Here is a 26,635-nt window from a genome sequence, read left to right on the forward strand (position 1 = left end):
CCCTGCCCGCTGCCGATCACGCGCGCGCCGACGCCGGCGTCCTGCCAGCCCGGCCGCGCGGCCGCGCCGGCGGCGTACGGCACGTGCAGGACGCCGCTGTCGTGCTCCAGCAAGGTGATCTGGGTGCTGGCGGCGGTGAACATGCGGTGCACCTGGTCGCCGACCAACGCGATCAGCTTGTCCAGGTCCAGTTTGCCGGCCAGCATCTGCGCCATGCGGTTGACCTCCTCCAGTTCCGCGTTGCGTTCGCTGGCCAGCCGGTGCTCGCGCTCGGCCTCGCCGCGCTGCTGCTCGGCCAGTGCCTTCTGTTGCAATACCTCGACGGTGCGCAGCGCCACCTCGCGTTCCAGCGCGCCGCGCTGGGCCGCCAGCCGCCAGGTGCGCAACCGGTAGGCGCCGTACAGGGCGCCGGCGATCAGCATGCTCATGAGCGCGCGGAACCACCAGGTCTGGTACCACCACGGCTGCACGGTGACCGCCATATGCAGCGTCCGCGCGCTCCAGGCGCCGCTGCGGTTCGCGCCGCGTATCGCCAGCTGATACTGGCCGGGCGGCAGGTTGGTGTAGGACGCCACCCGGTGCGCGGCGTCGGCCATGATCCACTCGCGGTCGAAGCCCTCCAGCCGGTAGGCGTAGCGATTGAGCTCGGGCGCGCTGAAGTCGAGCGCTGCAAATTCCACCGCGAAGCTGTTGGCGTCGCTGCGCACCACCAGCGGCGCGCCGCCGTTGCCGTTATAGCCGCTGGCAGGCACCGACACGCCGCCCAGCCGCAGCTCCGTGACTACCACCGGCGCGTCGAGATTCCAGGGCCGGTAGCGCTCGGGGCGCACGATGGTGATCCCGCCCGAGCCGCCGAACACCAGCTCGCCGCTGGCGGTGGCCACGCCCGCGTGCGACCAGTAGGGCGAGTACTGCACCCCGTCCGCGCGGCCCAGCACGCCGATGGCGAGGGTGTCCGGATCGATCACCACGATGCCGTCGTCGGTGCTGCACCAGACCCGGCCCCAGCGGTCCGCCAGCAGGCTGCCGGTGTTGATGTTGGGCATGCCCTGGGCGATGCCGAGCCGGTGGAAGCGCCGCCGGCCGGCGCCCGCGCCCGGTTCCATCACGTCGATGCCGCCATTGCTGCCCACCCACAGCCGCCCGCGGCGGTCGGTGAGCAGCGTGTTGACGTAGGCGTTGCTGAGCGCGGCGGGATCGAGCGGATCGCCGAGGATGCGCTCGAGCACCGCGCCGCTGGCGGCGTCCACCCGGTTCAAGCCGGTGCGGGTGCCGACCCACATCGAGCCGTCCGGCCCCGGGTGGATGACGGTCACGTCCATGCCGCTCAGCCCGTCCACGTGGCGCACTTGCCGCAGCCCGCCGCGGCCATCGTCGCGCGCCTGGTACACGCCCTCGGTCGCGGTGCCGATCCACAGCAGGTCGCCGGCCCGGGTCAGGGTGCGCAGGTGCAGCCGGTCCAGCCACGGCGCCGCGACCCGGGTGGCGCCGCCGCCGCCCGGCCCCGAGCGGTACAGCCCGCCGCCGGTGGCCACCCACACCACGCCGTCGGCGTCGGCCAGCAGCGCCGAGACCTGGGTGGCCGGGGTCGGATCGTCGTCGCGCAGGCGGCGCGGCCGCCAGCCGGCCGCCGTCCCGCGGCGCGGATCGATCAGGTCGGCGCCATGGCGCACCGAGGCGGCCCAGATCTCGCCCCCGGGCGTCACCGCCATGGCGTTGTAATAAATATCGGACAGGCCCGGGCGGTCGTCGTGCCGCTTGCCCAGCGACAGGACGGCCGGCAGCGGCTGGGTCCGGCTCAGCCCGCTATCGGTAGCCAGCCAGATCGAGCCGGCGCGGTCGGTCAGCAGCGCGCGCACCATGCCGCTGGCCAGGCCGCCGGGCGCCGGGCCGTCGAAGGTGGCGCGCCGCAGGCCACCGCTGGCCGGGTCCAGGATCGCGACGCCGCCGGCGAAGGAACTGATCCAGATCTCGCCGCCTGCCGCCTCGGCGAGGCCGGTGATGATTTCATCCTTCATCAACTCGGCGGCCTCGGCGGTGTCCGCGTAGCGCCGGGCCTGCGCGCCGCCGGGCGGCAGCACGAACAGGCCGCGCTTGCGCGTGCCTATCCACAGCCGTCCGGCGCTGTCCATCAACAAGGCGTTGACCACGGCGCCCTCCGGCAGCGGCAGCGGCACGAAGTCGGACGCGCCGGGCGCGCGCCGCACCAGCCCCTTGAGCGACGCCGCCCACAGCGTGCCGTGCGGATCGACATACAGGGCCTTGACGGCATCGGCCGGCGGACTGCCGGGATTGGCGTCGTCGTGACGATAATGCGTGATGCTGGCGCGCGCCGGCTCGGCCATGCCCGCCATGTAGTCCAGGCCCTTGTCGGTGCCGATCCACAGGCCGCCGGCGTCGTCGCCGGCGATCGCGCGCACGCCGCCCGGGGACAGCGCCGAGTTCTTGCTGTTGTAGGTGACAAAGTCGTCCGACTCCGGCCGGTAGCGCGCCAGGCCGCCGTTCACCGTCCCCACCCACAGCAGGCCGCGGCGGTCCACATGCACCGCCGCGATGAAGTTGTCGGGCAGCGAATGGCTATCGCCGGCGATGTTGGTGTAGTTGCGGAAACGGTAGCCATCCCAGCGCGACAAGCCGCCCTGGGTGCCGACCCACAGGAAGCCGGTCTGGTCCTGGGCGATGTCGGTGGTGACCGGGTTGGACAGGCCGTTCTGCGCGCCATAGTTCTGGAACACCGGCTGCACCAGCCGTGACCAGGCGTCGGCCTCGGCCCGGGCGGCGGCCGGTGCGCCCAGCAGGCCCAGCGCGCTCAGCGCGGCGGCGATCGCCGCCAGCAAGCGCCGGGTACGCCCCCCTTCGAACTGCCACTGTCGCAGGACGGTATTCATCTGTCGCCACACTCCGGTGAGCCGGCGCCCCGGCACGCGCTGTTCATGCCTGATATTGTTACGCACATTCTTGCGCATACGCGCTGTCGCCAAGCACCAGCTGCAAGTCCACCTGCCCCGCGCGCCAGGCGCGTTCCAGGTCCTGCTCGACCTCCTCCACCGGGATCGGCTGGCGCTGGGCGAAGCCGCGCACGCCGTAGGCGCGGTTGCGGCCCTGCGTCTTGGCCAGATACAGCGCCATGTCGGCCAGGTTGATCACGCGCTCCCAGCCCAGCGGCTCGCCCGCCGGCGCCAGCGGGAACGGCGCGTAGCCGATCGACACCCGCACCGAGAGCTGGCGGTCCTGATGGCACACCGCCTGTGACGAGATGCCGAGCAGGATGCTGCGCGCGACCTCGTCGATGCGCTGGCGCGGCAGGGCCGGCACGTAGGCGAGGAACTCCTCGCCGCCCCAGCGCACCACCAGGTCGCTCTCGCGCATCACGGCGCGCAGCTGCCGGGCGACCATCTTGAGCACCACGTCGCCGGCGGCGTGGCCATAGGTGTCGTTGACATGCTTGAAGTGGTCCACGTCCAGCAGGAACAGGGCGCCGACCATGTCGCCATCCGGCGCGCCGCCGGCCTGGCCGCGCCGCTCGCCCGGCGCCAGACCCGCCATGCAGTCCTGGAAGTGGCGGCGGTTGTACAGGCCCGTCAGCGGATCGAGGGTGGACAGCGCCTTGAGCTCCAGGTTCTTGCTGGCCAGCCGCGCGTTCGCCAGCCGTATCTTGCGGTACAGCAGGCCGACCACCACCGACACCAGCGCCAGCACCGCCGCCAGCAACCACCAGATGCGCTGCATCAGGAGATGGTTGTGATTCTCGCTCTCCAGCAGCGCGATCTGCCGCTGTTTCTTGTCGGTCTCGTTGCGTTCCTGTAGTTCCAGCAAGGCCTTCTGGCGCTTGGTCTCGAACAGTTCGTTGTAAATGGCGCGCTCGCGGTGATAGGCGCGCACCGCGCCGGCCATGTCGCCCGCCGCCTCCAGCGCCTGTCCGTACTCCAGCAGGACCTCCTGCAAGCCGGGCTTGTTGCCTGCGTCCTCGAACCACTTCAGCCCCGCCTCGAAGTTTTTCCTGCCTTCGGCGATGCGCCCCATGCCCAGATAGGCGTGTCCCAGATTCACGCGCGCGGTGGCGTCGCTGTCGGTTTCGTCCAGCCCCTGCGTCGTCTGCAACGCCTCGCCGGCGTAAGCCGCCGCCTGCGGGTAATCGCGCCGCTTCAGATAAGCGTCGGCCAGGTTGTTCAGCGTCGAGCCCAGCATGCGGCGGGCACCCAGCTTGCGCTGCAAGGCCAGGCTGTCGAGCTGCGCGCGCAGGGCGCGTTCGGGGTGGCCAAACGCGCTCGCCACCGTGTGTTCGCTAATCTTCTGCAATGCCATCTGCGTCGGCAGACGTTGTTTCTCCGCGATCGCCGTCAGTTCGTCCAGCGTGGCGTAGGCCTTGTCGCGCTCCTTGATCTGGACATACAGGCGGCATATCGATCTCAGCGCGTTAAACAACAGCATCGGGTCGTCGTCCACCTGGCGCGCGCGGTCGACCGCCCGCTGCAACCGTTCCAGCGCAGTGGTAAACAAGCCCTGCCCGGTGCTGGCGGCGCCGACCGCGATCTCGGCCTGCGCCAGCGCCGACCTGTCGTCGCCGCGCAACGCCAGTTGCTCCGCCTCCAGCGCTTGCCGGTACCCCGTCTCGCTGTCCTCGCGCGCGATGGACACGCGCGCCTTGGCCAGCAGCCCCTTGGCGACGATGACGTCGTCCCCCAGGGATTTGCCGTAGGCGACGACCTGATCGGCGGTCGCCAGCGCCGCCTCGTACTGATTCAGCAACATGCGGGCGGCGCTGATCTGCGCCAGCAGCTCGGCCTGGGTGCGCGGCGGTTCGGCCCGCACCTGCGCTTGCAGCGCGAGCAATTGCACCAGGATCTTGTCGGGGAACAGCCGGCCCTGGTCGCGCAGATCCATGATGCGCTGGTCCATCGCTGATCCGGCCAGCGCCGGCGTGCAGAGGACGAGCGCGATCAGCAAGCCTGGCCAGGCCCGCATCAACCGTCCATTATTTATCCAACCCGCCAACTGACGCTCCCGCTAGATGTGTCCTGTTGCACAGGCTACCACCTCTCTGGCATGCAAGACATCAGCAAGACCTGACATGACAGTAGGGAAATCCCTACCACTATTGCGCGACAGGGCAGCACGCCGCCACAGGAGCCCGCCTTGATGAGTGCGCCGGCGTGCTTCCCCAAGGCCTTTGGTTGCTATTGACAACCAAATAAACAGGCAATAGAATTGGTTGTCAATCTCAACCAAGCCATTATGATCAGCAACGAAACCACAGCACAACTTCTCCGTGAAGTCGTGCGCCTGTTCATACGCGACCAGCGTGAGAGCGCGGCATGCATGGACGGCGGACAAACTGTTCGCTGCCACATATTGAACGAATTGCTGCGTAGCGGTTCCCTTCCTCAACAAGCCCTTGTCGAACGACTCGGACTGGACAAGGGATGGATCAGTCGAGCGGTTGAAGCCCTGAGTGCGGAAGGCAGTTTAACCAGGCAACCCAACGAACTGGACAAGCGGAGCGTGATGTTGACGCTCACCGCGCGGGGAACAGACCGCGCCGTTTCTTTAAACAGCCAATTAAATGAGCACGCGACGACCCTGCTGACCCACGTTCCGCCCGAACAGCTAGCCGCCTTGCACAGCGCACTGCGCTCCTTGAAGTCCGCCCTGAACACCCCTGACAAAGCCACGAGGACCCCATGTCAGAAATAAAATTACGCGCCATGCTTCCAGAGGATTGGACAGGCGTTCGCCGCATTTATCTTGAAGGTATTGCCAGCGGCAACTCCACGTTCCAGACCGAGGCCCCGTCCTGGGAGCAGTGGGACGCAAACCATCTGCAAACCTGTCGCCTGGTTGCCGTCAAAGACAACTCAGTTGTAGGCTGGGCCGTTCTGGCGGCAATCTCGGCCCGTCCCATTTATCGCGGGGTCGCGGAGGTCAGTGTCTACGTGGCCTCATCGGTCCATGGACAGGGGGTCGGCAGTGCTCTGATGCGCGAACTGGTATCGGCCTCCGAACGCCAGGGGTTCTGGACTTTGCAAGCGGGCATATTCCCGGAAAACGCGGCGAGCCTGGCACTGCATGCCCGCGTCGGATTCCGCCAGGTCGGAAGGCGGGAAAAGATGGGGCAGCTACATGGCGCCTGGCGCGACGTGGTGCTCGTGGAACGCCGTGTCGATAGCGAACTGCATTAACCGATTCGCGCGCCTTCGCTGGCGCCACCGGACGGCTAAAAGATGTGCGCCATGCCGAAGCCTGTGGACGTCGTGTGCTGGTGTCCGACGCTGAAATACAACGTGGAGCGGCGCGACAAGGCGTAGTCCGCGCCGAACGACAGGTAGCGGTTGTCGACGCCGTTCAGGCGCTGGAGGCTGTAGCCGGTTTTCAGCGTGACGCGCTGGTCCATCTTGTAGCTGGCCGACACCGTATAGGCGCGCGAGCGGCCGTTGGTGGCCAGCTCACGGCTGTCGTCGTACGCGGCCATGATGGCGGCATCGCCGAAGCTGTATTTGCCGGCGGCGAAGTAGTCCTTGTCGCCGATGCTGTTGCGTTCGTAAGCGGCCATGCCGGCCCAGGCGCCCTGCCCGTACTCCAGCACGGCGGACACCGGCCGCGTGGCGCCGCGCGGATCGCGTTCCGGCGTGCCGCTCAGGCGCACGGTGAAGTCGCCGACGGTCGGCGAGTCGTAAAACACGCCGTTATTCAGGCGGCCGTATTCGGCCGTGCCGTTGTTGGCAAAGGGATCGCTGGGCGTCAGATAGTGCCAGTGTTGCCAGGCCGGCGAGGCGATGCGGTTGTAGTTGCACCATGGATCGAACTTCCAGTCGTTGGCCCACATCGCCGTCATGGCGCGCCCTGCCCGCACCGTGCCCCATGCGCCTTTCAGGCCGATAGTGGATTCATCGTGCCAGAATGGTTTATAGCCGGCGCCTTCGCTGGCGCCGGTGTCCATTTCAAAGCGGGTGCTGAGACGGAACACCGCCTTCACGCCGCCGCCCAGATCCTCGACGCCCGAGATGGCGAGATTGCTGCGCTGGACGGTGCCGATCTGCGTCACGCCGTCGAAGCCGCGATACAGGCCCAGATCGAGCATGCCATTGACCGACACCGAGGATTGCGCCCGGGCAGGCGCCGCCATGGCCAGTGCGCCGAGAACGGCGCAGGCCAGCAGCACAGTTTGATGACTGCGCATAATTTTGTCTCCTGTAGTTTTTATCAGAGCGCTCTTGGGCGCCGTTTTTATTTTTTGGCGCGGGTCGCCAGCCAGCAGAGAATCGCGCCGCCGCAGACCATGGCCGCGCCTTGCCAGAAAGCCAGCGACAGCGGCGCGCGCAGCAGCATGGTCGACAAGGCCGCCGACAGCACCGGGATGAAGTAGGACGCGCCGGCCAGCACCGTCACGTTGCCGTGCAGGATGCCGACGTTCCAGGCGCCGTAGCCGAAGCCCATGGCCGCAGCCGCCAGCAGCAAATAGACGATGGCGCTGCCGCTAAAGTCCATATGGCCGCCGCCCTGCAAGGCGTACTCGATCCACAGCGTGATCGCCACCAGCATGAAGAACAGCGTCACGCCATTCTTGCCGCCGGCGATGCGCGCCGTCACCGTGCAGTAGCCGGCCCAGATCACCGCGCCCGCGAAAGCCAGGCCGTAGCTGAGCGGGTTGTCGCGCACGTTGTCCAGCATGCCGGCCGGATCGAAGCCCTGCTCGCCGCCCAGCACCCAGCAGATGCCGACGATCGACACCAGAAAGCCAGGCACGATCAGCCAGTTGGTCTTCTGCCGGTTGAACAGGATGGCGGCGACGATGGTGAAGGTCGGCCACAGGTAGTTGACCATGCCGACCTCGATCGCCTGCCGGGCGTTGTTGGCATAGCCGATCGACAGCGCCAGGCACAGCTCGTAGGTCACGAACAGTACGCTGCCCCACACCAGATAACGGCGCGGGAACTCGCTCAGCTTGACGCGCCCCACCGACAGCAGCAGGAACACCGAGGCCACGCTGTACATCATGGCCGCGCCACCGGTGGCGCCGAGGTGCTCGCTGACGCTGCGAATCAGGCCCACAATCGAACTCCACAGCACGACCGCGACCAGGCCGATCATGGTGGCCTTTTTGGTGTCCATCATGCGTCGATCCAGATGGTTTTGATTTCGGTGTACTGGTCGTGCGCCCACACGGATTTATCGCGGCCGCCAAAGCCGGACTCCTTGTAGCCGCCGAACGGCGTGGTGATGTCGCCCTCGCCGAAACAATTGACCGTGACCACGCCGGCACGAATCTCGCGCGATAGCTTGATGGCGTTGCGCAGATCGTCGGTGTAGACCGAGGCCGCCAACCCGTACACCGAGTCGTTCGCCAAGGTGATGGCTTCCTCCAGCGTATTGAAGGTGGTGACAGACAACACCGGGCCGAAGATCTCTTCCTGGAACAGCAGGCTGTCCGGGCCGACGCCGTCCACCACGGTCGGCTGCACGTAAATGCCCTTCTCCGTCTCGCCACCGTAGACCACGGTCAGTTTTTCCTTGTCCGCCTGTTCCAGGTAGGAACGCACTTTCTCGAAGTGCGCTTTACTGACCATGGCGCCAAGGCGGTTGTCCGGGTCGAGCGGATTGCCCATCTTCCATTCGCGCATATGCACATCCATGCGCTCCAGCAGCTGGCACTTGATGTCGGCATGCACGATCAGGCGCGACGAGGCCGAGCAGTTCTCGCCCATGTTCCAGAACGCGCCGTTGACGATGTGCTGTGCCACGCTGTCCAGATCCTTGACGTCGTTCAGCACCACGGCCGGATTCTTGCCGCCGCACTCCAGCACCACGCGCTTGAGGTTGGACTCGGCCGCGTAATGCAGGAACAGGCGGCCGGTGGTGGTCGAGCCGGTGAAGCTGACCATGCTCACATCGCGATGGCGGCCCAGCGGCTCGCCCACTTCGCGGCCGCCGCCCGGCAGCACGTTGAACACGCCCGCCGGCACACCGGCCTGATGCGCCAGCTCGGCCACACGCAGCGCGGTCAGCGTGGTTTCCTTGGCCGGCTTGACCACGATCGAGCAGCCCGCCGCCAGGGACGGGCCGATCTTCCAGGCCAGCATCAGCAAAGGGAAGTTCCACGGCAGGACCAGGCCGACCACGCCGATGGCTTCGCGCACCACCAGCGCCAGCGCATTGCCGCCAACCGGCGCGGTGTGTTCGTAGATCTTGTCGATCAATTCCGCGTGCCAGCGGATGGTGTGGATGGCTTCCGGGATGTCGGTGTTCTGGCATTCGCGGATCGGCTTGCCGCTGTCCAGGCTTTCCATCACGACCAGTTCGTGGGCATGCTGTTCCAGCAGATCGGCGAAGCGCAGCAGCGTGTGCTTGCGCTGGTTGGGCGACAGGCGGCTCCAGCGGCCGTCTTCGTAGGCGGCCTTGGCGTTGGCCACCGCCACGTCCACGTCCTCGGCATTGCAGGCGGCGATGCGCGCCAGCAGCTTGCCGGTGGCCGGATTGGTGGTCTCGAAGGTCTCGCCCGACAGCGCCGGACGGAAGGCGCCGTCCACAAACGCCTGCGTCGGCAACGTGATGGTCTCGGCCAGCGCCGCGTATTCGGCGCCGGTCAGCAGTTGCGCGGCCATCAGGCCTGGTCTCCAACGGCGGCGGCCACCTCGCTCTTGAGCTGGGCCACGACGGCTTGCAGCGCGGCTTTATCGGCTTCCGTCAGGTCTTGCAGCGGCGCGCGCACGCCGCCCGGACGCAGGCCCACCAGCGCGGTGCCATGCTTGATGGACTGGACGAATTTGCCGCCTTCCAGATAATCCATCAGCGGCATCATGGCCGACATGATGCGGCGGCCCTTGTCGAAATCCTTCTCGACGGCGCAGGCCTGGTACAGGGCGATGTGCTCTTTCGGCAGGAAGTTGGAACCGGCGCACACCCAGCTGCGCGCGCCCCAGGCGAAGAACTCCAGCGCCTGATCGTCCCAGCCGCAGGACAGGCTGATGCCGGGATACTCACGCGCCAGCATGTGCAGTTGGCCGGTCTGGCCCGAGCTTTCCTTGATGGCGACAAAATTCTTCGACGACTGCGTGACGATGTTGAAGAACTCGCGGCCCATGGACATGCCCATGCGGCCCGGGTAGTTGTACAGCATCACCGGCAGGCCGGCGGCCTTGTCGATGGCCAGCGCGTGGGCGGCGTTTTCCTGCTCGGTCGGCAGCGCGTATGGCGGCGTGCCGACCAGGATGGCGTCGGCCTTGATTTCCCTGGCCAGCTTGGCGTACTCCACCGATTCCTCGGTGCGGATGGCGCCGGTGCCGATAATTAACTGGGCGCGATTGCCGATGACCTGTTTGGCCAGCGTCGCCAGTTCCACGCGCTCTTGCGCGGTGTGGGCATAGTACTCGCCGGTGGAGCCGGCGAGTACTATGCCGTGGATGCCTTCGGCGATCAAGTATTCCAGCACTTCGGTGAATGCGGCTTTGTCGATTGCGCCGGTGGCGGTCAGCGGCGTGATGGCCGGGGTGTAGATGCCTTCGAATTTCATGATGATCTCTCTTAAAAATTGGGGGATGAAGAATCAGCGTTTGAGCGAGGAGGCCTGTTCCAGGCTCATGCCACGCGTCTCAGGCGCCAGCCAGACGGATACAATCAAACCGATGAACGAGACGGCGGCGGCCACGTACATGGTGTTGCCGATGCCGAAGCTGGCCAGCGACATCGGCACCAGCCAGGTGCCGATGGCCGAACCAACACGGGTCATGGACGAACCAACGCCGACGGCAAAGGCGCGGATCTCGGTCGGGAACAATTCGTTCGGATAAACCAGTTCCAGCACTTGCGCGCCACCGATGAACAAGGCGTAAGCGCCAAACATCAGCAGCACCAGCGCTTCGGCGCTGTGCGAGAACGCGCCCAGTCCCAGCAACGCCAGGCTGGACCACAGGAAGCTGTGGATGATCAGCGGGCGGCGGCCCATGGTGTCAATCAGACGGGTGGCGACAATGCAGCCAACCACGAACAGCATGGTGATCAGCACCGAGCCGTAGGCGGCCCAGTCGCCTTTCAGGTTGAGCGCTTGCAGCACCACCGGGGCGAACGAGTAGACGGCAAACATCGGCACCACGGCGGCGGTCCAGAACACGATCACGAACAGCATGCGCGTGCCATAGCCCGAGGTCAGCAGGTTGCCCAGCGAGACTTTCTTTTCGGAGGTTTCCGCCGGCATGTTCGCCAGCGAGAACGACGGGCCGTAGACTTGCTTGATGATGCGGCCGGCTTCGTCGAGACGCCCCTTGCTCACCAGCCAGCGCGGCGACTCCGGCGTGCCCAGACGCAGCAGGAACAGCAGCACGCCCAGCACGGCGGAACTGGCCAGCACCAGACGCCAGCCATCGGCGCCGCCATGGGCCAGGATGAAGTTGCCGACGATGTAGGACAGCGCGGCGCCGACAAACCACAGGATGGTCAACCCGGCCAGACGTGGGCCGCGATTCTTTTGCGGCAGGAATTCGGTCAGCAGCGAGCCCGCCACCGGATATTCCAGCCCCACGCCCATGCCCACCAAAAAGCGCAGCACGAACAACGAGACACCCGATTCCACCCAAAAGGTGCCGACCGAGCCGACGATAAACAGTATCGGCCCGACGAAGAACAGGCGGCGTCGTCCCAGCTTGTCGGTCAGCCAGCCGCCGAGGAAGCCGCTGCAAAACGTGCCGAGCATGGCCGAGGCGGCGACCAGCCCCTGCCAGAACGAGTCCAACCTCAGGTAATCAGAGAACTGGACGATGGCAACGCCGATAATACTCAAGATATAACCATCCAAAATCCATCCGCCGCCGGCGCGTACCGTCATCAGCTGGTGAAATTTATTTAATGGCACATCCTCGATGGATATATCGCTTTTATTCATGGCAGGTTATCTCCTTTAATATTTATTTATTCGCCGTATTTAAAACATTCAGCTTTCCAGACCTGCCTTGCGCTGGCCCCACCACAGCGTGGCGTTCACGCCGATGGACAGGAACGGCTCCGGCGGCAGTGTGTTGGGGCCGGAATCGGCCACCAGGAAATCGATCAGCTCATTGCGCTTGCCGGCGATCAGGTCGGCCAGCAGCGCGCCGGTGACGGTGCCGCGCGTGACGCCCAGGCCGTTGCAGAACAGCGCGCCATACACATTCGGCGCCAGCTGGCCGAAGAAGCCTTTGTGATTTTGCGTCAGCGCCAGCGAGCCGCTCCAGGTGTAGTCGAACCCGACTTCCGGCAGCATGGGGAAGCGGCGCTCGAAAGACTGGCGGTGGTTGTGGGCGAAGCGTTCCAGGCAGTCCGGCCTGGACTGCTGCCTGGGATTGAAGCTGAAACTGTTGCGCATCAGGATGCGGTTGTCGTGTGTGCGGCGTACGGTGGAGCCGTAGGGATCGGCCGGGATCACGCCCCAGAAATCCTTGCCACCCAGTTGCGCCTGCTCGGCCCCGGTCAACGGACGGCTCAAGCTGGCGTACAGATACATCGGCAGCACGGTGTGCCTGAGGAAGCCGAAGCGCGCGCCAAAGGCATTGTTAGCGAGGATCAGCTTGTCGGTGACGATGCGGCCTTGTTTGTGCTTGAGCACCACCTTGTCGCCATACTCCACCTCGGTGATCGCGGTGTTTTCGTACAGCTTGACGTTGGACGGCAGGCTGTCGGCCAGCCCTTTCACCAGCGCCGACGGTTGCAGCAGCATGGTGCCGGGCGTGAACAGGGCCTGGCGGTAGAACGCGGTGCCGATGTGCCGCGGCAGGTCCTTGCCGGCGATGACCTCGTACGGCTCGCCCAGCTTGTCCAGTCCGCGACGGTAGGCCTCCAGCACGGCGATGCCGCGATCTTCGATCGCCGCCTGGTATTTGCCGCTGGGGCGCATATGGCAATCGATGCCGTGTTCCTTGACCAGCGTATGCAGCATGGTCTGACCGAGGCGGTTGAGCTTGAGGGTGGTCCTGGCGATATCGATGTCGCCGATGTAATCGTCGGCGCCGATGTCGTGCGGCAGGTCGATGGCGAAGCCGGCGTTGCGGCCCGAGGTGCCGAAGCCAACCTCCTGCGCGTCGATCAGCACCACTTCATCGTTGGGAAAATTCAGCGCCAGCTGGCGCGCGGCGGCCAGGCCGGTGAAGCCGGCGCCAAGCACGGTCCAGCGGGTATGTTTTTCGCCGGCGTGGGCGGGTTTGGCCTGACGGGCCGGGGCGGTGTGATACCAGCCGCACATCGCGTCGTCTTTCGGCGTGGCGGATATTTTAAACATGTGGCCTCCAATAAAACCCATTATTTTTATTTCGACTTATTCGAATTAGTCTGGATATAATCTTTTATTCGGGAGTCGGGCACAATCGACTTTTCATGCAGGAAATTGATAACCGGGCGTTATGAATAAGAACCCATCCACCGACCAGCTGCTGCTCAAGATGCCGTCGCTGCGGGCGGTCAAATGCTTTGTCGTGGCGGCGCGCTACCAGAGCTTCACCCGCGCCGCCGAGGCGCTGTGTGTGACGCAGGCGGCCATCAGCCGGCAGATACGCGAGCTGGAGGAACATCTCGGCACCAATCTGTTCGAGCGGGTCGGACGCTCGGTCAAGCTGACCACGGCGGGTGCGATCTTCTTTGAAGCGGCGCAGCTTTCGTTCATCGCCATCGCGCAGGCGGCGACGCGGGTACGCAAGGATTACGGCAGCAATGCGCGGCATACCGTGACGGTGTGCTGCTCCCCCGCTTTCTCGGCGCTGTGGATGTCGCACCGGCTGCCGAGCTTTTTCAGCGCCAATCCGGATATCGATCTGGATCTGGTGACCACGCAGAATTTTTTATCGCTGGAACCGGGCCTGCATCCGGACATCTTCATCACCAAGATGGCGCGCGTGCGCGAAGGCTATGTCAGCCTGCCGCTGTTTCATGACCGGATCTACCCGATCTGCACGCCGGAGTATTTGCGCGAGCATCCGGAGATCCACACGCTGGAGGGATTACGGAATGGCGTGCTGCTCAACCTGAGTCCCTACGGACGGTCGCAGGTGGCCGAGCATGTGGACTGGAGTGTGTGGCTGGCGATCCACCATCTGGATATTGAAGAGCGCCTGAAAACCGGCGCCCACTTCTTCAATGCCAACGACTACAACCTGCTGATCCAGATGGTGCTGAACAACCAGGGCGTGGCGCTGGGCTTCGACCATCTGGTGGCGCCGCTGATTGCAAAAGGCCTGCTGACCAAACCGGTCGGACAGGAATTGGTGCTCGAAGACACCCGCCACTACCTCGCCTACCGCGAAGACAAGGCCGACGACAACGCCGTTAACCGCTTCCGCAACTGGTTCTTCGAGCAAAGCGGCGGCGTTGCCGCCGCCGGTCTTCGTCACATCAACTAGAAGTTCACACGCAGGCCAACCCGGTAGGTACGTCCCACCGAGTCATACACGGCAGGATTCAACGCCAGGCTCAGGTTGGTCTGCGGCACCAGCACCGGCGCGCGGTCGGCCAGGTTGTCGACCTTGAAGTAGGCCGTCACCTGTTGGTTGACATTGTAGTTGCCGCCCAGGTCGAAGTACACCGCGCCCGGCATATGGTTGTCGTAGATGGTCGGGTGCGCCGCGGTCGGCAGCGGGCAGTTGGTCTGGCACTCGATGTACTCGTTGTTGAACTTGCCGGCGCTGATCCAGCGTTCGGTCAGGCTCAGTCCCAGCCTGCCGCCCAGCAAGCCATCCCACGACTGCGACACCATGGCCTTCCACTTCGGCGTGGCGCCGGTCATCGCGCCCGCGCCTTCGATCGGCGTGGTGCCCGGCACGCCGGGATCCGAGATCGAATGGATCATGCGCGACGCCAGACCACGCAGGGTGACGCTGCCCGGCAAACCGAAGTCGCCCATGTTCTTGCGGTAGGCCAGCTCAAAATCGACGCCGCGCGTATGCAGCGAGGCGAAGTTGAAGCTCTGCGCCAGCACATAGTTGGTGCCGGCGGGACCATTGATCGAGACCGCCGAGCACACCTGCTGGTTGCCGCCGTAGCACAGGTCGACTTCCTGCTGCGGATTCAGCGAGCTGATCACGTTCTTGACCTTGATGTCGTAGTAATCGACCGAGAAGTTGAAGTTGCGCGCCCAGCTCGGCTGACTCAGCACCAGGCCGAAGGAATTATTGCGCGCCTCCTCAGGCTTGAGCGACGGATTGCCGACGTTGCGCTGCTGGATCTGGATCGACTGGCCCTGATTGTTGTTGACCGCCTGATTGGTCACCGTCATGGCGGCAAACAGCTCGGACAGGTTCGGTGCGCGCACGTCCTTGGAGCTGACCGCCCGCACGCGCAGGCCATCGACCGGGGTCTGCCAGGTGGCGCCCAGCTTCCAGGCGCGCGCCTTGCCGGCCGTGCTGTACTTCTCCTCGCGGTCGGCGATGTTCAGGTTGGCTTCGCCGAAGGTGGCCGACTTCAGGAACGGGATATTGAATTCCACATAGGCTTCCTTGACGTTGAACGCGCCCTTGCCATTGTGGTAGTTGCCCGCGAACCAGTTGTCGCCGGTGGTCGACAGGGTCGGATCGGCCGGATGCGCTGCGGTGTAGGGCGATTCCAGCGCCACGCCGGCGCCGTAAGGATCGCCAAACACGGAGTAATCCTCGCGCCGCCATTCGGCGCCAAACGCCACCGAAATCGGACCGGCCCAGCCTTGCGCTACGTCACCATTAATGTTAGCGCTAACAACATTTTGCGTCGAGTCCGTGTGTTGCAAGGGGCCGTTGCTCGGCGCGATGTAGTTCCAGCCGGGCATGTTGATCGGCACATCGCCGAAGATATTGATCGGCTGGCAGCCGGCGGCGCGGGCGGCGGCGCTGCGGCAGACGATCTGGCCGGTGGCCGGGTCCTTGATGGCGTCGATGGCAAAGTTGTAGCGCGGGTTGAGCGTGATGTCGTTGACGCGGATGATGGTCTTGTTTTCGCCATGCTCGGCGTAGGCGTCGTAAGACCATTCCTTGTCGAACAGCTTGAACTTGCCGTTGGCGCCGGCCACCAGGCGGCGCTGGGTGCGGGTCGGGTGGACATTGATGTTGGCCGGGAACTCGGCATTGGCGGTGCCGACCGACATCACGCCGCTCGGGTAACCGGACGCGCAGCCCGCCGCCACCGATGCCGGCAGGTAGGCATTGTCGCAACGGATAGACAGATTGCCCTGCTTGGCCGCCCCCGGGTTGGGCGAGAATGCCGAGGTGACCTGCGCCCAGTTGCCGGTGACGTAGATTTCATTATCGGCGTCCAGATCCCACGACACGCGGGTGTACGCCACCTGGCGCTTGAAGTTCATCGCCAGATTGGTGCCCGCGCCCACGCTGCCGGAGCGGTCGCCGCCGATGCAGAAGTTGCCGACGCAATCGGTACCGTACTGGAACGGGTATGGCGTGCCGCCCGGACCGAAGGCGGTGCCTTTCAGCGGGCCGTTGGTGATCAGGCCGTATTTGGCGTACTGGATGTGCTGGGCATTCACAATGCTGCGATAGCGCGGCAGGCCGGCCGCCTGCATATCCTTGGTCGACTCCTGCAAGGCCGGATTGTTGTACCAGGTGCGGCCGCCCGCTCCTACCTGGCCGAAGCCGGGCGAGTCGATGCCGTTTTGCTTGGTGAATTCGCCGCTGAGGGTGACATGCAGGCGGTCATCGACAAAGCCCTTGCCCCAGGCGGCCTGCAAGGTGCCGCTCTTGTCGTCGTGGTATTTGGTTTCGCCGCCGGCGACGTTGGCCTTGAAGCCGGTGAACTTCTTGTCGGTGATGAAGTTGACCACGCCGCCGATGGCGTCCGAACCGTAGGACGCCGAGGCGCCGCCGGTCACCACGTCCACGCGCTTGACCAGCAGTTGCGGGAACTGGCTGACGTCGGTGACGCCGGTGACGTTGGCGCCCACCACGCGCTGGCCGTCCAGCAGGGTCAGCGTGCGCAACGTGCCGAGACCGCGCAGCGACAGCGAAGACAAGCCCTGGATGCCGCTGGAGGTACTGAAGGTGTTGGTGGTGCGGCCGGTACTGCCCTGCAACGCCGGCAGTTCGATCAGCGATTCGAAAATATTCGGCTTGGCGGATTTGTCGAGATCGGCGGACGACAGCGTGGTGGTCGGCGTCGGCTGGGTGAAGCCGCGCGCGGCAATGCGCGAGCCGGACACCGTCACCGTCTTGACTTCCTCCTGTGGCTGTTCGGCCGGTGCTTGCTGGGCATGGCCCGGCATCGCCAGCATGCCGCAGGCGCTGGCCACGGCAAGGTTGATCATGGTCCGTTGAAGTGGTTTTTGCATAGAGTCTCCTGTTTTTATGTTTGCGCTAACATACTACGTTAGCGCTACCAATGTAGTCGCGCAATTAGCAATGTACCAATTACTTTTTTTGTCGTGATTGATATCGTTTTCGATATCAGTTACCTGCGTCGTGGTTGCCGAGGTAGGCTACAATCACCACTTTTCGCCGGAGCCGCGAAAGTGATTTTCAAGCTGCGATCTCTTTGCTTTTTCGCTTGCGCCTTGTTTTCTTCGATCGCGACACCCGCCTCCACGCCGGGCGTCGCGCCGCTTGAATTACGTATCGCAATGGTGTCCGACGGACGCGCCGACCCGACTTCCGTTTCTATCTGAGCCCGTCCGCCGCCGGCTACCGCCCCATCATCGAGCGCGCCTTGAAGGAAGCGGAATCCAACGGCCTCAAGGCGCGCCTGATCGACGAAGCCTTCGGGGCCGACATCAAGGCCCTCAACCTGAACCGCCGCCTGCCTCTGCACCTCTCCGCGCCGTAAAATCGTTGGCGGCACCGAAATCGATTACAGTATCCATGCCGCGATACCGAAATGGACGCAGGTGAGTTCACCCAAAATTAAGGAGACAACGATTGGATTTCCGCACCTCTGCCGCCAAGGCCATCCGGAACGGTTTGCTGTTATTGCTGATGGCGGCCCTGCCGGCCGCGGCCGAGGTGGGTCAGCCCATCGCCACGCGCTTTAACGCCGATCCCTCGCCGCACTACTTCCAGACCCAGGATGGCGGCCGCTTCTACCTCTACGCCACCGATGACGCCTCCAACTCCGGCAAGTACTGGGACTCGACCAGCTGGCGCCTGTACAGCTCGCAGGACATGAAGCACTGGCGCGATGACGGCGCCTTCCTGGGCGTGGCCGTGTTCAAGTGGGCGCGGCCGGACGCCAAGGCCTGGGCGCCGGAGGCGGCCTACCGCAATGGCGAATACTATTTCTACGCACCGGTCGGCGGCGACAAGATCGGCGTGGCCGTGGCCGACCGCCCCGAAGGCCCGTTCACCGACGCGCGCGGCGACGCCCTGATCGACAAGGCCCGCGACGCCAATGCCGGCGACGAGCCGATCGACCCCGCCGTGTTCGTCGACCAGGATGGCCAGGCCTATATGTACTTCGGCACGCGCGTGCCCAAGGTGGTCAAGCTCAAGGCCGACATGATCAGCGTCGACGGCGCCATCCGGAACGTGGTGGTGCAAGGCTGGCCGGCCGCCGATCCGAAGAAACAATACGGCGAGGCGCCCTTCCTGCACCGGCACAACGGCAAGTACTACTTCAGCTTTTCCACCGGCTGGCCGGGACAAATCGTCTACGCCACGGCGGACTCGCCGCTGGGGCCCTTCACCTACCGTGGCGTCATCCTCGACTACCTGAAGATTTCGACCAATCACCAGGCCATTCTCGAACACGAGGGAAAAAGCTATCTGTTCTACCACGATAACCTGCTGCCTGGCGGCGGCGACTGGCGCCGCTCGATCGCCATCGCCCCGCTCTACTACGATGGCAACGGCGACATCCAGCCGGTGAGCACCACCCCGGCAACCACCTTCCCCGTCCACATGCGCGTGAACGCCGGCCAGGACGACGGCGCGCTTCCGCCCATGTGGCGCTTCTTCGGCGCCGACGAGCCGAATTACGCCACCATGAAGGACGGCCGCAAGCTGATGGCCCACCTGGGCGAACTGCGGCCCGGCGCGGTGTACTTCCGCACCCACAACCTGCTCAACACCGGCGACGGCACCGCCGCCTTCAAGTGGGGCAGCACCAATGCCTATACCGAAGACAGCCAGGGCAAGCCGGTGTATGACTGGACCATCGCCGACCATATCATCGACACCTATCTTGCGCGCGGTGTCCGCCCCTACCTGCAAATCGGCTTCATGCCGCAAGCCTTGTCGAGCGCCCCGCCCGGCACGCCCTACCAGCACGGCTGGCGCCCGGGCTATTCCTACGATCTGATCGCCGGCGCCTGGAACGCGCCGCCCAAGGACTACGCAAAATGGAGCGAGCTGGTGTACCAGTGGGTCAGGCACTGCGTGCAGCGCTACGGCAAGGAAGAAGTCCTGCAATGGTACTTCGAGGTCTGGAACGAACCCAACGGGCCGGCCTACTGGAGCGGCACCCAGGAGGAGTTCAACAAGTTGCACGACTATGCGATCGCCGGCGTGCGGCGCGCATTGCCGCAGGCCCGCGTCGGCGGGCCGGACGTGGCCGGCGCCGGCGGCGCCTTCATGGATGCCTTCCTGGCGCACGTCGCGCGCGGCAAGAACCACGCGACCGGCGACACCGGCACGCCCACCGATTTCCTGTCCTTCCACGCCAAGGGAAGTCCGCGATTCGTGGACGGCCACGTGCGCATGGGGATCGCCACCCAGTTGGCGGGCGTCGACGAAGGTTTCCGCAAAATCGCGGCCGTGCCCGAGCTCAGGGACAAGCCGATTGTCATCGGCGAGAACGACCCGGAAGGTTGCGCCGCCTGCCCCGGCCCGCAGAACGCCTATCGCAACGGCACCATGTATTCAAGCTATACCGCCGCCAGCTACAAGCGCATCTGGCAGCTGGCGCGGCGCGACAAGGTCAATCTGGAGGGTGCCCTGACCTGGGCCTTCACGTTTGAGGATCAGCCATGGTTCGCCGGCTACCGGCAACTGGCCAGCAACGGCATCGACCTGCCGGTGATGAATGTGTTCCGCATGATGGCGAAGCTGGGCGCGCAGCGTGTCGCCGCCGACAGCGACGCCGAGGTGGCGCTGGACGATATCATGCAAAACGGCGTGCGCGGCCACCCGGATGTCGGCGTGCTGGCCGCGCGCGGCGCGAACGGCCAGCTGACGGTGCTGACCTGGCATTACCACGACGACGACACCAGCGGCGCCGATGCAGCGGTCGAACTGCAATTGTCGGGACTCGGAAAATCCGCCGCACGCACGGTCACGCAATACCGCGTCGATCGGCAACACGCCAATGCCTTCACGGCCTGGCAAGCCATGGGCGCACCGCAAGCGCCCAACGAGAAACAGGCGGCACAGCTGGAGCTGGCGTCGCGGATGACGCCGGTGCGCCTGTCCGATATCGCCTTGAAGGGCGGCGCCGGGACGCTGCGTTTTGTGCTGCCGCGCCAGGGTGTCTCGCTGATCGTCATCGATTAAGCGCGACGCGGCGCCGGCGCGCCAGCGCGCCGACCAGCAACAGCCCGGCGCCCAGCAGGACCGGCGGCGACGGCTCCGGCACCGCGGTGAGCACCAGATTGTCCATCCCGACATCCAGCGCGTCACCGCTGAGGATATCGAGCTGTTTCAGGTTGTTGAAGCCGGTGAACCGCGTGGTGATCCAGCTATCGCCGTAACTCACCGCTTGCGACACGCTGGTGCCATCCTGCCGCACGCCGGTGACCACCAGCGCGCCCGTGCCGCCGCCCCGGAACAGCGCGGCAAAGTCGATCGCGCTCAAGGTGAACGCGTGCGCGGCGGACACGCTGATGGTTTTGCCGCCGCCGCATTCCGCCGCGCACCAGCCCAGCACCGTGGTCCCGTTGGTATTGACGCCGGACAGCGGCTGGAAAAAATCGTTGTGATACATGGCGTCGCCAAGCGAGCTGGTGAAGGAATAGCCGTCCTCGACATAGGGGGTGGCGTTCTTCAGCGGCAGGCCGCTCGGCTGGCCGTTCTCAAAGGTCAGGACGGACGCGCCGGCATGCGCGCACAGTACAGCGGCGGCGGCCGCCAACATCCGGCAAATACGCGTGATTTTTTGCATGACATTTCACCTCATGGGTTTGGGTAAGCGCGCGGCGGGACATGCCGCGCGCGATCAATCAGTCGACCTGGTCGATGTGGACCTGATCCAGCAGGATGGTGTTGTCGCCGCCGCGCAAGTTCGTCCCCTGTAACTTCACCGACGCAAAGGCCGCGGTGGCCACAAAGGTCGCGCTGTACGGGCGGTAGCTGGTGGCCCACTGTGCCGGCGCAAAGCTGCCGATGCTGGCGTCGCTCACCAGCAGATCGAAGGTTTGTCCCAGTTGGCCGCCCGGCGTGTTGGCGCGCTGCGCCGCCTTCAGGCTTACCCGGTAGGTCTTGCCTGGCACCAGGCCGGTGATGTCGCGCGCGATGCTGCCCTGGCGCTGGATGAAAGCCACCTGCGTGCCGTCCGGCGCCACCGGATTGCCCGCGCTCATGCCGCTGCCGTTGGAGGCGATGCCGGCGCCGGCGCCGAACGTCCATTCGCTGCCGGCAGGCTGCTCCAGCTGGCTGCCGGTGAGCGGCTTCTCAAAGCCGAAATCGGCCGTGGTGGAATTCCACGCGGCCGGCCGGGAGTAGACCGAGGCCTCGAAAATCCCGGCGGACCAGCTGGCCGAGGCGTTATGCACCATATCCCACACCTGGCTGACGTTGACGCGCACGTAGCGGTAGCTGCCGTTCAGGTTGTGGCTCTGGAAGCCGACCCGGGTATTGGCGGAGTTATCGACCTGGCTGGTCCAGGTGGTCCCGTCCTGGCTGACCGCGACGGTGTAGCGATGGGCGGCGTCGGAGCCGCCGACCGAGCGCAGCGACAGGTCCAGCCGGCCCAGGTCGACATTCTTGCCCAGATCGACCTGCCAGTAGAACGGCGTGCCGGTCGGTTGATAGTAGGCCGTGGCCAGGTTGAAGACACCATCGTTGGCCTGGTCCGGCGTGCGCGGCGCGGCGGCGGTCGAGGCCACGTTGGCGGTCGCAGCCACCGGCTTGCCGTTGGAGACGATCTGGCCGCCGACGCCGCTGGCCTTGCCCTTGGCCAGATCGATGTCGGTTTCCGGCGTCCAGCGCATCTCCATATTGCCGGCGCCGTCGATGTCCAGCGGCAGCCAGACATAGGTGGAGCTGCCCAGCAGCGAGGGATTCCAGCGGTCGCCCAGATACAGGTATTCCGGCGCCGCGGCCGTGCCGATGTCCAGCACCTGGGTCGGCTGGCTGTGCCAGCCCGTGTTGTCGCCGATCGATTTCTGCACTTCCCAGCCATCCTTGTTGCCGATGTCGGCGGTCCGGGTGTACAGCAGCTGATTCGGATACCAGCCGGACTGCCTGGACGTCATCATGTACACATAATCGCCCTTGCGCACCAGCGCCGGCGCCTCGCGCGACTGGTTGATGAACATCGGATACTGCGTGGACGGCACCACGTCGGTGTAATCATCGGTAAGTTGCCACACGCGCAGATAGACATTGTCCTGGGCCGTGACCAGATACGCCTTGCCGGTCTGCGGGTCCTGGAACAGCGTGTAGTCGCGCGAACCGTAGCCTGTGTTGTCGCCCTTCACCGGCGGCGCCGGGTCGCGTCCGTCCGCCGTGAAGTAAATGCTGGTGCCGTCGCTCACCGTGTACAGCTTGACCGCGGCGATCGACCCGGCATACGTGCCGCCGGGCAGCGAAATCACCGGCGGATACATGGGCGCCGCCACGCCGGCGTCGGCCGGGCGGTAGCTCACCGTACCGACCGCGCTGATCACACCGTCTTTCACGCTGACCGCCTTGATCACCTTGGCGGCGTTCAGCGGAATGGCGGTGCCCTCGGCATACACCTTGGTGGTGCCGGCGCCGGCCACCGGCGTGCTGCCGTCGGTGGTGTAGTACAGCGTCGCGCCCGGGCTGCCGGCGACGATATAGGCGTTGTCCTTGAGATTGTTGTTCACCACCACGGTGGCGCCGCCCGCTTGCGGGTAGATCGCCGGCGGCGCCAGCGCGGCGCCGGCCGCCGTGCCGATGACGTAGTCGGCCTGCGCAACGGCGGAACGGCTCGGTGTCGGATAGCCTTCGCCGTCCAGCTTGACGGCAACCGCTTTCAGCGTGGTGCTGTAGCCGAAGTTGGCGAGCTCGGCATTGGCCGCGCCGCTGGCCACCGTCATCGGGTAAGATGGGTAGCCGGGAATAAAGGTGGGATAGTTGCCATCGGCATCGGGCGGTTTGGCCAGATTCGGCGTCGGGATGCCCATCAGGTAACCGACACCGGCGCTATTGCCTTCGCCCGGGCGGAAGTGGCCCTTGGCGGTGATGGTGTACGGCCCCTCGGGCCGGTCCGCGGTGGCCACGATCACGCGCGACGGTCCGTAGCTGCTGTAATTCTCCCAGTGTCCCCACAGGACAAACTTGTTGGTGGCCTGGTTGAACAGCAGCTTGGGCCGTTCAATCTTGCAGTGCGAGAGGATGTGGTTGCCATACACGTCGACCGTGTCCGGCGTCAGCACGGCGCCGACCCGCTCCCAATTCTCCAGGTCGGTGGATTTGTACATGGCCACCGCCTTGAAGCTTGCCGCGTTGTGCGACTTGTCCTCGCCCACCCAGTAGTAGACGCCCTCGTGCTTGAGAACGAAGCCGCCATGCGCCTGGATATGGGTGCCCGATGCGTCCAGGTAGGGCTGGCCGTTCGGCACCGCCGTGTAAGTGGCGGCCATGGCGGGTCCGCCGGCAAAGACGCAGACGGTCGCCAGCAAGACCGGCAGTCGCCGCAACAGCGGATGGCATGTATGGTTCTTCATTGATGTCCCCTCCTTCTCGCTTTGTGTTGTCGTGATTGGCTGCGCATTCGCGCCCAAGCAATATTGCATGGCATGACGACGTTGTCATATAATTTTTTTAACACAACGGATAGCGTTTCCGTATTTCCTCGCCGCGATGGCTTGCATGTGCGCCTATCGCCATTAAGTCCGCTGGAATGGATCAGGCGGCGGGCGCCGGGCCGGTGGAGTCGCGCACGATGAACTTGGTCGGCAATTCGATCCGCATGGCGATCTTTTCATTGCCGTTGATGATGGCGACCAGCTCCGCCACCGCGCGCGTCGCGATGTCGGCCAGCGGCTGGCGCAGCGTGGTCAGCTTGGGGAACACGAAACTGGCTTGCACCACGTCGTCGTAGCCGATCACCGACAAATCGCGCGGCACCACCAGCCCGGCCTCCTGCGCGGCATCGAGCACGCCGAAAGCCATGTCGTCATTGGCGGCAAAAATCGCCGTGGGGGGCGGCGCCATCGCCAGCATCCGCTTTGCCTCGCGGTAGCCGCTCGGGTGGGTGAAGTCGCCTTGGCCGATGTACCTGGCCAGGATGTCGATCCCGGCCGCCGCCAGCGCCTGCTCGTAGCCGCGCCGGCGCTCCGGGCTTTGTCCGGTATTGGCGGTGCCGCCGATGAACCCCACGCGGCGATGGCCCAGGCCGATCAGATACTCCACCGCCTGCCTGGCGCCGGCGCGGTTGGCGCCGACCACCACCGGCAGATCGATGTCGCGGGCGGAAAAATTGATCAGCACGCAGGGGGTGCTGCCACGCTCCAGCTTGCTTAACAACGCGTCCTGGGAGTTCGGCATCACAATCAACAGGCCGTCGCACAAGGTTCGCATCACCTCGCTGGTGGGCGCCCGGTCGGGCGCGTCAAAGCTCGGCGAGTTGAACACCAGCAGCGCATAACCCAGCTCCAGCGCGGCGGCATTGATGCTGGTGATCAGATCCTGCAACACGGAGGAGCCGAAGCCGTGCACGAATACCCCGATCAGCCTGGAGCTGCCGCCGCGTATGCGTTGCGCCAGCACATTGGGCGTGTACTCGACCTGGGCCGCCGCCGCCAGCACTTTCTGACGCGTCTCCTGCTTGACGTACTTGTCGCCACGGATGGCGCGCGAGGCGGTGATCACGGACACGCCGGCCAGCGCCGCGACTTCCTTGATGGTTTTACTTTTGGACATGCTTCAAGCGCCTTCGGGCGGGGCGAACCGATATCGAGATTGTTATTGAAATTTCTCTGACAACGATATCTTATCATGGGCGCCGCGCGGCATTTATCTGCCCGCGCCGGGCTGCCACGCCAGCACTTGCACCTGGCTGGGCGGCTGCCGCGCCAGCCCCTCCCCATCCACCTGGCTCACCCGCTGCAGGAACACATGCAGCATGCCGCTGTCGCGCCATAGTTCGGTGTCGTAGCCGGGCTCCCAGGCACCGTAGGCGTCGGTGGTCAGATCGGCCAGCGTGTAGCGCCCCGCCGCGAAATCGGTGATGGCCGCCACCGACACCCGGTCGCCGCGTTCGGCGTCGCGGAACAGCATCCATCCGGCCGGCTGCGCGCCGCCGTCGAGCACCAGCTGCGGCCGCGAGATCGGAATCGCCTTGGTGCCGCCCCCTGCCAGTGAAAACGGCGTTTTGCGGAAATTCAGGCTGAGTGTCCGCCAGCCTTGCCCGGTGAGGTGAACGATGCGGTATTGCGGCACCGCGCTGTCGGCGTCGCGCCAGTAGCCGGCGATGTAGGGCCGGCCCTGCCGGTCGGCCGCCATCGAGGTCTGGTTGATCAGATCGCTATGCTGCGGGATGCGTGCCGCGTACTCCGCGCTGGCGGCCGTGATCGGCAGCGTGTACGCTTGTCCGCTGGAGCGCTCCCAGCTGCGGCCGCCGTCGCGTGAGCGGGCGTAGGCCAGGTCGTGATTGCTGCCGACGTCGGGCGACTCGCGCCATACCCACGAGACGTGAATCGTGCCGTGGTGGTCGACGCAGGCTTGCCAGTAGGCGCTGCGCCGCCCCTCCCCGCCGATCAGGTTGTCGGCCAGGCGGCGCCAGGCGCCGCTCGCCGGATCGTAGCGGTTCAGGACCAGGTTGCCCTTGCCCGAGGCGCCGTTGCGATAGAAGAACAGCAGGCCGCCGTCCGGCATGCTGAAGAATTGCGGATACGACACCGAGGCCTCGTCCATGCCGGTCATGGCCATGGGCTGCGACAATTCAAGGCTGCCCGGCCGCACACTGCGCGCGTAATGCAGCGGATGGTTGTGATGATCCCAGGCCATGTGCAAATAACCGGCGCCATCAACCATGATGCTGATGGCGTTATGCGCGTCGTCGGCGTGGCCCTGGTACGGCGTGCGCCGCAAGGTCCACGCCTGGCTGCCGGCCTGCCGCTTTCCAAGCACCACAAAGCGCTCCTGATCATAATAGGCGATGTACTGGACGCCCGCGTGGCTCACCAGCGAATTCTGGCGGAAGATCACCGTGTTCACCGAGTTGTTGGCCCAGCCCGGGCCGACCGCGCTCACACTGCCCTGGGGCGCCGCCGGCAGATGTTGGCAGGCGGCCAGCAGCAGGCTGGACACAAAGAGACAAGCGCAAAAAATGGTACGCGTGGGCATGATCATGAGCGATGGGGCGAAATGGTTGATGGGGTGCGGCCCACCGTAACACGCGCCGCGCGGCCCGGGTGCTCATCGCCGTGATTGATCGCGGCGGCCGGCGCCCACCGAGGTCAAATGACAACGTCATCCAATTTCTTTCGACGCCAATTCAAATAGTCATCCGCGTGACTTTTTAGTAAAACCTCGGCCGCCATCGCCTGAAGGCGCCGCGACCGGCGCAATGGTTGCGCTAACCTGAA

At 65.2% G+C, this 26,635-nt stretch carries 17 protein-coding genes; 4 read left to right on the forward strand and 13 right to left on the reverse strand.

The window, feature by feature from the left end; translation table 11 throughout:
* Window positions 1–2,888: ligand-binding sensor domain-containing protein (locus GM676_RS12190; RefSeq protein WP_170304281.1), on the reverse strand; the 2,888-nt coding region annotated here is incomplete at its 3' end.
* 58 nt (window positions 2,889–2,946) lie between these two features.
* Window positions 2,947–4,965: a tetratricopeptide repeat-containing diguanylate cyclase gene (locus tag GM676_RS12195; RefSeq protein WP_170304282.1), complete on the reverse strand. Its 2,019-nt coding sequence runs from the start codon at window positions 4,963–4,965 to the stop codon at window positions 2,947–2,949.
* Between the two features lie 243 nt (window positions 4,966–5,208).
* On the opposite strand from GM676_RS12195, the gene GM676_RS12200 reads away from it, so the two are divergent.
* On the forward strand, window positions 5,209–5,694 hold the full coding sequence (locus GM676_RS12200; protein WP_155463850.1) for a MarR family winged helix-turn-helix transcriptional regulator: 486 nt from the start codon (window positions 5,209–5,211) through the stop codon (window positions 5,692–5,694).
* Window positions 5,682–6,179 carry a GNAT family N-acetyltransferase gene (locus GM676_RS12205; RefSeq protein ID WP_155463851.1) on the forward strand — a complete coding sequence of 166 codons (498 nt, stop codon included), beginning with the start codon at window positions 5,682–5,684 and terminating at the stop codon, window positions 6,177–6,179. Before GM676_RS12200 ends, GM676_RS12205 begins: the two co-directional genes overlap by 13 nt.
* Window positions 6,180–6,214: 35 nt before the next feature.
* Here GM676_RS12205 and GM676_RS12210 read toward each other — a convergent pair whose 3' ends face one another.
* Genes GM676_RS12210 through GM676_RS12235 form a run of 6 tightly spaced genes read right to left on the reverse strand, consistent with a single transcriptional unit; the run spans window position 6,215 to window position 13,240 of the window.
* Window positions 6,215–7,177, reverse strand: coding sequence for a porin (locus GM676_RS12210; RefSeq protein WP_155463852.1), 963 nt, complete (start codon window positions 7,175–7,177; stop codon window positions 6,215–6,217).
* Between the two features lie 47 nt (window positions 7,178–7,224).
* A complete protein-coding gene (gene yddG, locus GM676_RS12215) occupies window positions 7,225–8,112 on the reverse strand; it encodes an aromatic amino acid DMT transporter YddG (protein ID WP_155463853.1) in 888 nt (295 codons plus the stop codon).
* Window positions 8,109–9,599, reverse strand: coding sequence for an aldehyde dehydrogenase (locus GM676_RS12220; protein ID WP_155463854.1), 1,491 nt, complete (start codon window positions 9,597–9,599; stop codon window positions 8,109–8,111). The genes yddG and GM676_RS12220 overlap by 4 nt, the downstream gene beginning before the upstream one ends.
* Window positions 9,599–10,507: a dihydrodipicolinate synthase family protein gene (locus tag GM676_RS12225; RefSeq protein WP_155463855.1), complete on the reverse strand. Its 909-nt coding sequence runs from the start codon at window positions 10,505–10,507 to the stop codon at window positions 9,599–9,601. The genes GM676_RS12220 and GM676_RS12225 overlap by 1 nt, the downstream gene beginning before the upstream one ends.
* A 33-nt stretch (window positions 10,508–10,540) precedes the next feature.
* Complete coding sequence (locus GM676_RS12230; RefSeq protein ID WP_155463856.1) at window positions 10,541–11,872, reverse strand: MFS transporter; 1,332 nt, start codon at window positions 11,870–11,872, stop codon at window positions 10,541–10,543.
* A 48-nt stretch (window positions 11,873–11,920) separates the two neighbouring features.
* Window positions 11,921–13,240 (reverse strand): NAD(P)/FAD-dependent oxidoreductase, encoded by a 1,320-nt coding sequence (locus GM676_RS12235; protein WP_155463857.1) that lies wholly within the window; start codon window positions 13,238–13,240, stop codon window positions 11,921–11,923.
* Window positions 13,241–13,361: 121 nt separating this feature from the next.
* Here GM676_RS12235 and GM676_RS12240 point away from each other — a divergent pair, with 121 nt between their 5' ends.
* A complete protein-coding gene (locus GM676_RS12240; RefSeq protein WP_155463858.1) occupies window positions 13,362–14,354 on the forward strand; it encodes a LysR substrate-binding domain-containing protein in 993 nt (330 codons plus the stop codon).
* Here GM676_RS12240 and GM676_RS12245 read toward each other — a convergent pair.
* Window positions 14,351–17,260 carry a TonB-dependent receptor domain-containing protein gene (locus GM676_RS12245; protein WP_229262654.1) on the reverse strand — a complete coding sequence of 970 codons (2,910 nt, stop codon included), beginning with the start codon at window positions 17,258–17,260 and terminating at the stop codon, window positions 14,351–14,353. The two genes, GM676_RS12240 and GM676_RS12245, sit on opposite strands and share 4 nt — an antisense overlap.
* 583 nt (window positions 17,261–17,843) lie before the next feature.
* On the opposite strand from GM676_RS12245, the gene GM676_RS31820 reads away from it, so the two are divergent.
* Complete coding sequence (locus GM676_RS31820) at window positions 17,844–20,411, forward strand: GH39 family glycosyl hydrolase (protein WP_211923216.1); 2,568 nt, start codon at window positions 17,844–17,846, stop codon at window positions 20,409–20,411.
* On the opposite strand, the gene GM676_RS12260 is transcribed toward GM676_RS31820, so the two are convergent.
* The 4 genes from GM676_RS12260 to GM676_RS12275 form a co-directional block, all read right to left on the reverse strand.
* Window positions 20,401–21,018 carry a PEP-CTERM sorting domain-containing protein gene (locus GM676_RS12260; RefSeq protein WP_155463859.1) on the reverse strand — a complete coding sequence of 206 codons (618 nt, stop codon included), beginning with the start codon at window positions 21,016–21,018 and terminating at the stop codon, window positions 20,401–20,403. The genes GM676_RS31820 and GM676_RS12260 overlap by 11 nt on opposite strands.
* A 58-nt stretch (window positions 21,019–21,076) precedes the next feature.
* Window positions 21,077–23,770, reverse strand: a complete 2,694-nt coding sequence (locus tag GM676_RS12265) for a chitobiase/beta-hexosaminidase C-terminal domain-containing protein (RefSeq protein WP_170304283.1) — start codon at window positions 23,768–23,770, stop codon at window positions 21,077–21,079.
* A gap of 181 nt (window positions 23,771–23,951) precedes the next feature.
* Window positions 23,952–24,968 carry a LacI family DNA-binding transcriptional regulator gene (locus GM676_RS12270; RefSeq protein WP_155463861.1) on the reverse strand — a complete coding sequence of 339 codons (1,017 nt, stop codon included), beginning with the start codon at window positions 24,966–24,968 and terminating at the stop codon, window positions 23,952–23,954.
* Window positions 24,969–25,061: 93 nt separating this feature from the next.
* The gene (locus tag GM676_RS12275) at window positions 25,062–26,357 is read right to left on the reverse strand and encodes a BNR repeat-containing protein (RefSeq protein WP_371866211.1); all 1,296 of its coding nucleotides are present in this window, start codon (window positions 26,355–26,357) and stop codon (window positions 25,062–25,064) included.
* Window positions 26,358–26,635 lie beyond the last annotated feature (278 nt).

Origin of the sequence: Duganella radicis (assembly GCF_009720825.1) — a bacterium.
GTDB lineage: Bacteria > Pseudomonadota > Gammaproteobacteria > Burkholderiales > Burkholderiaceae_D > Rugamonas > Rugamonas radicis.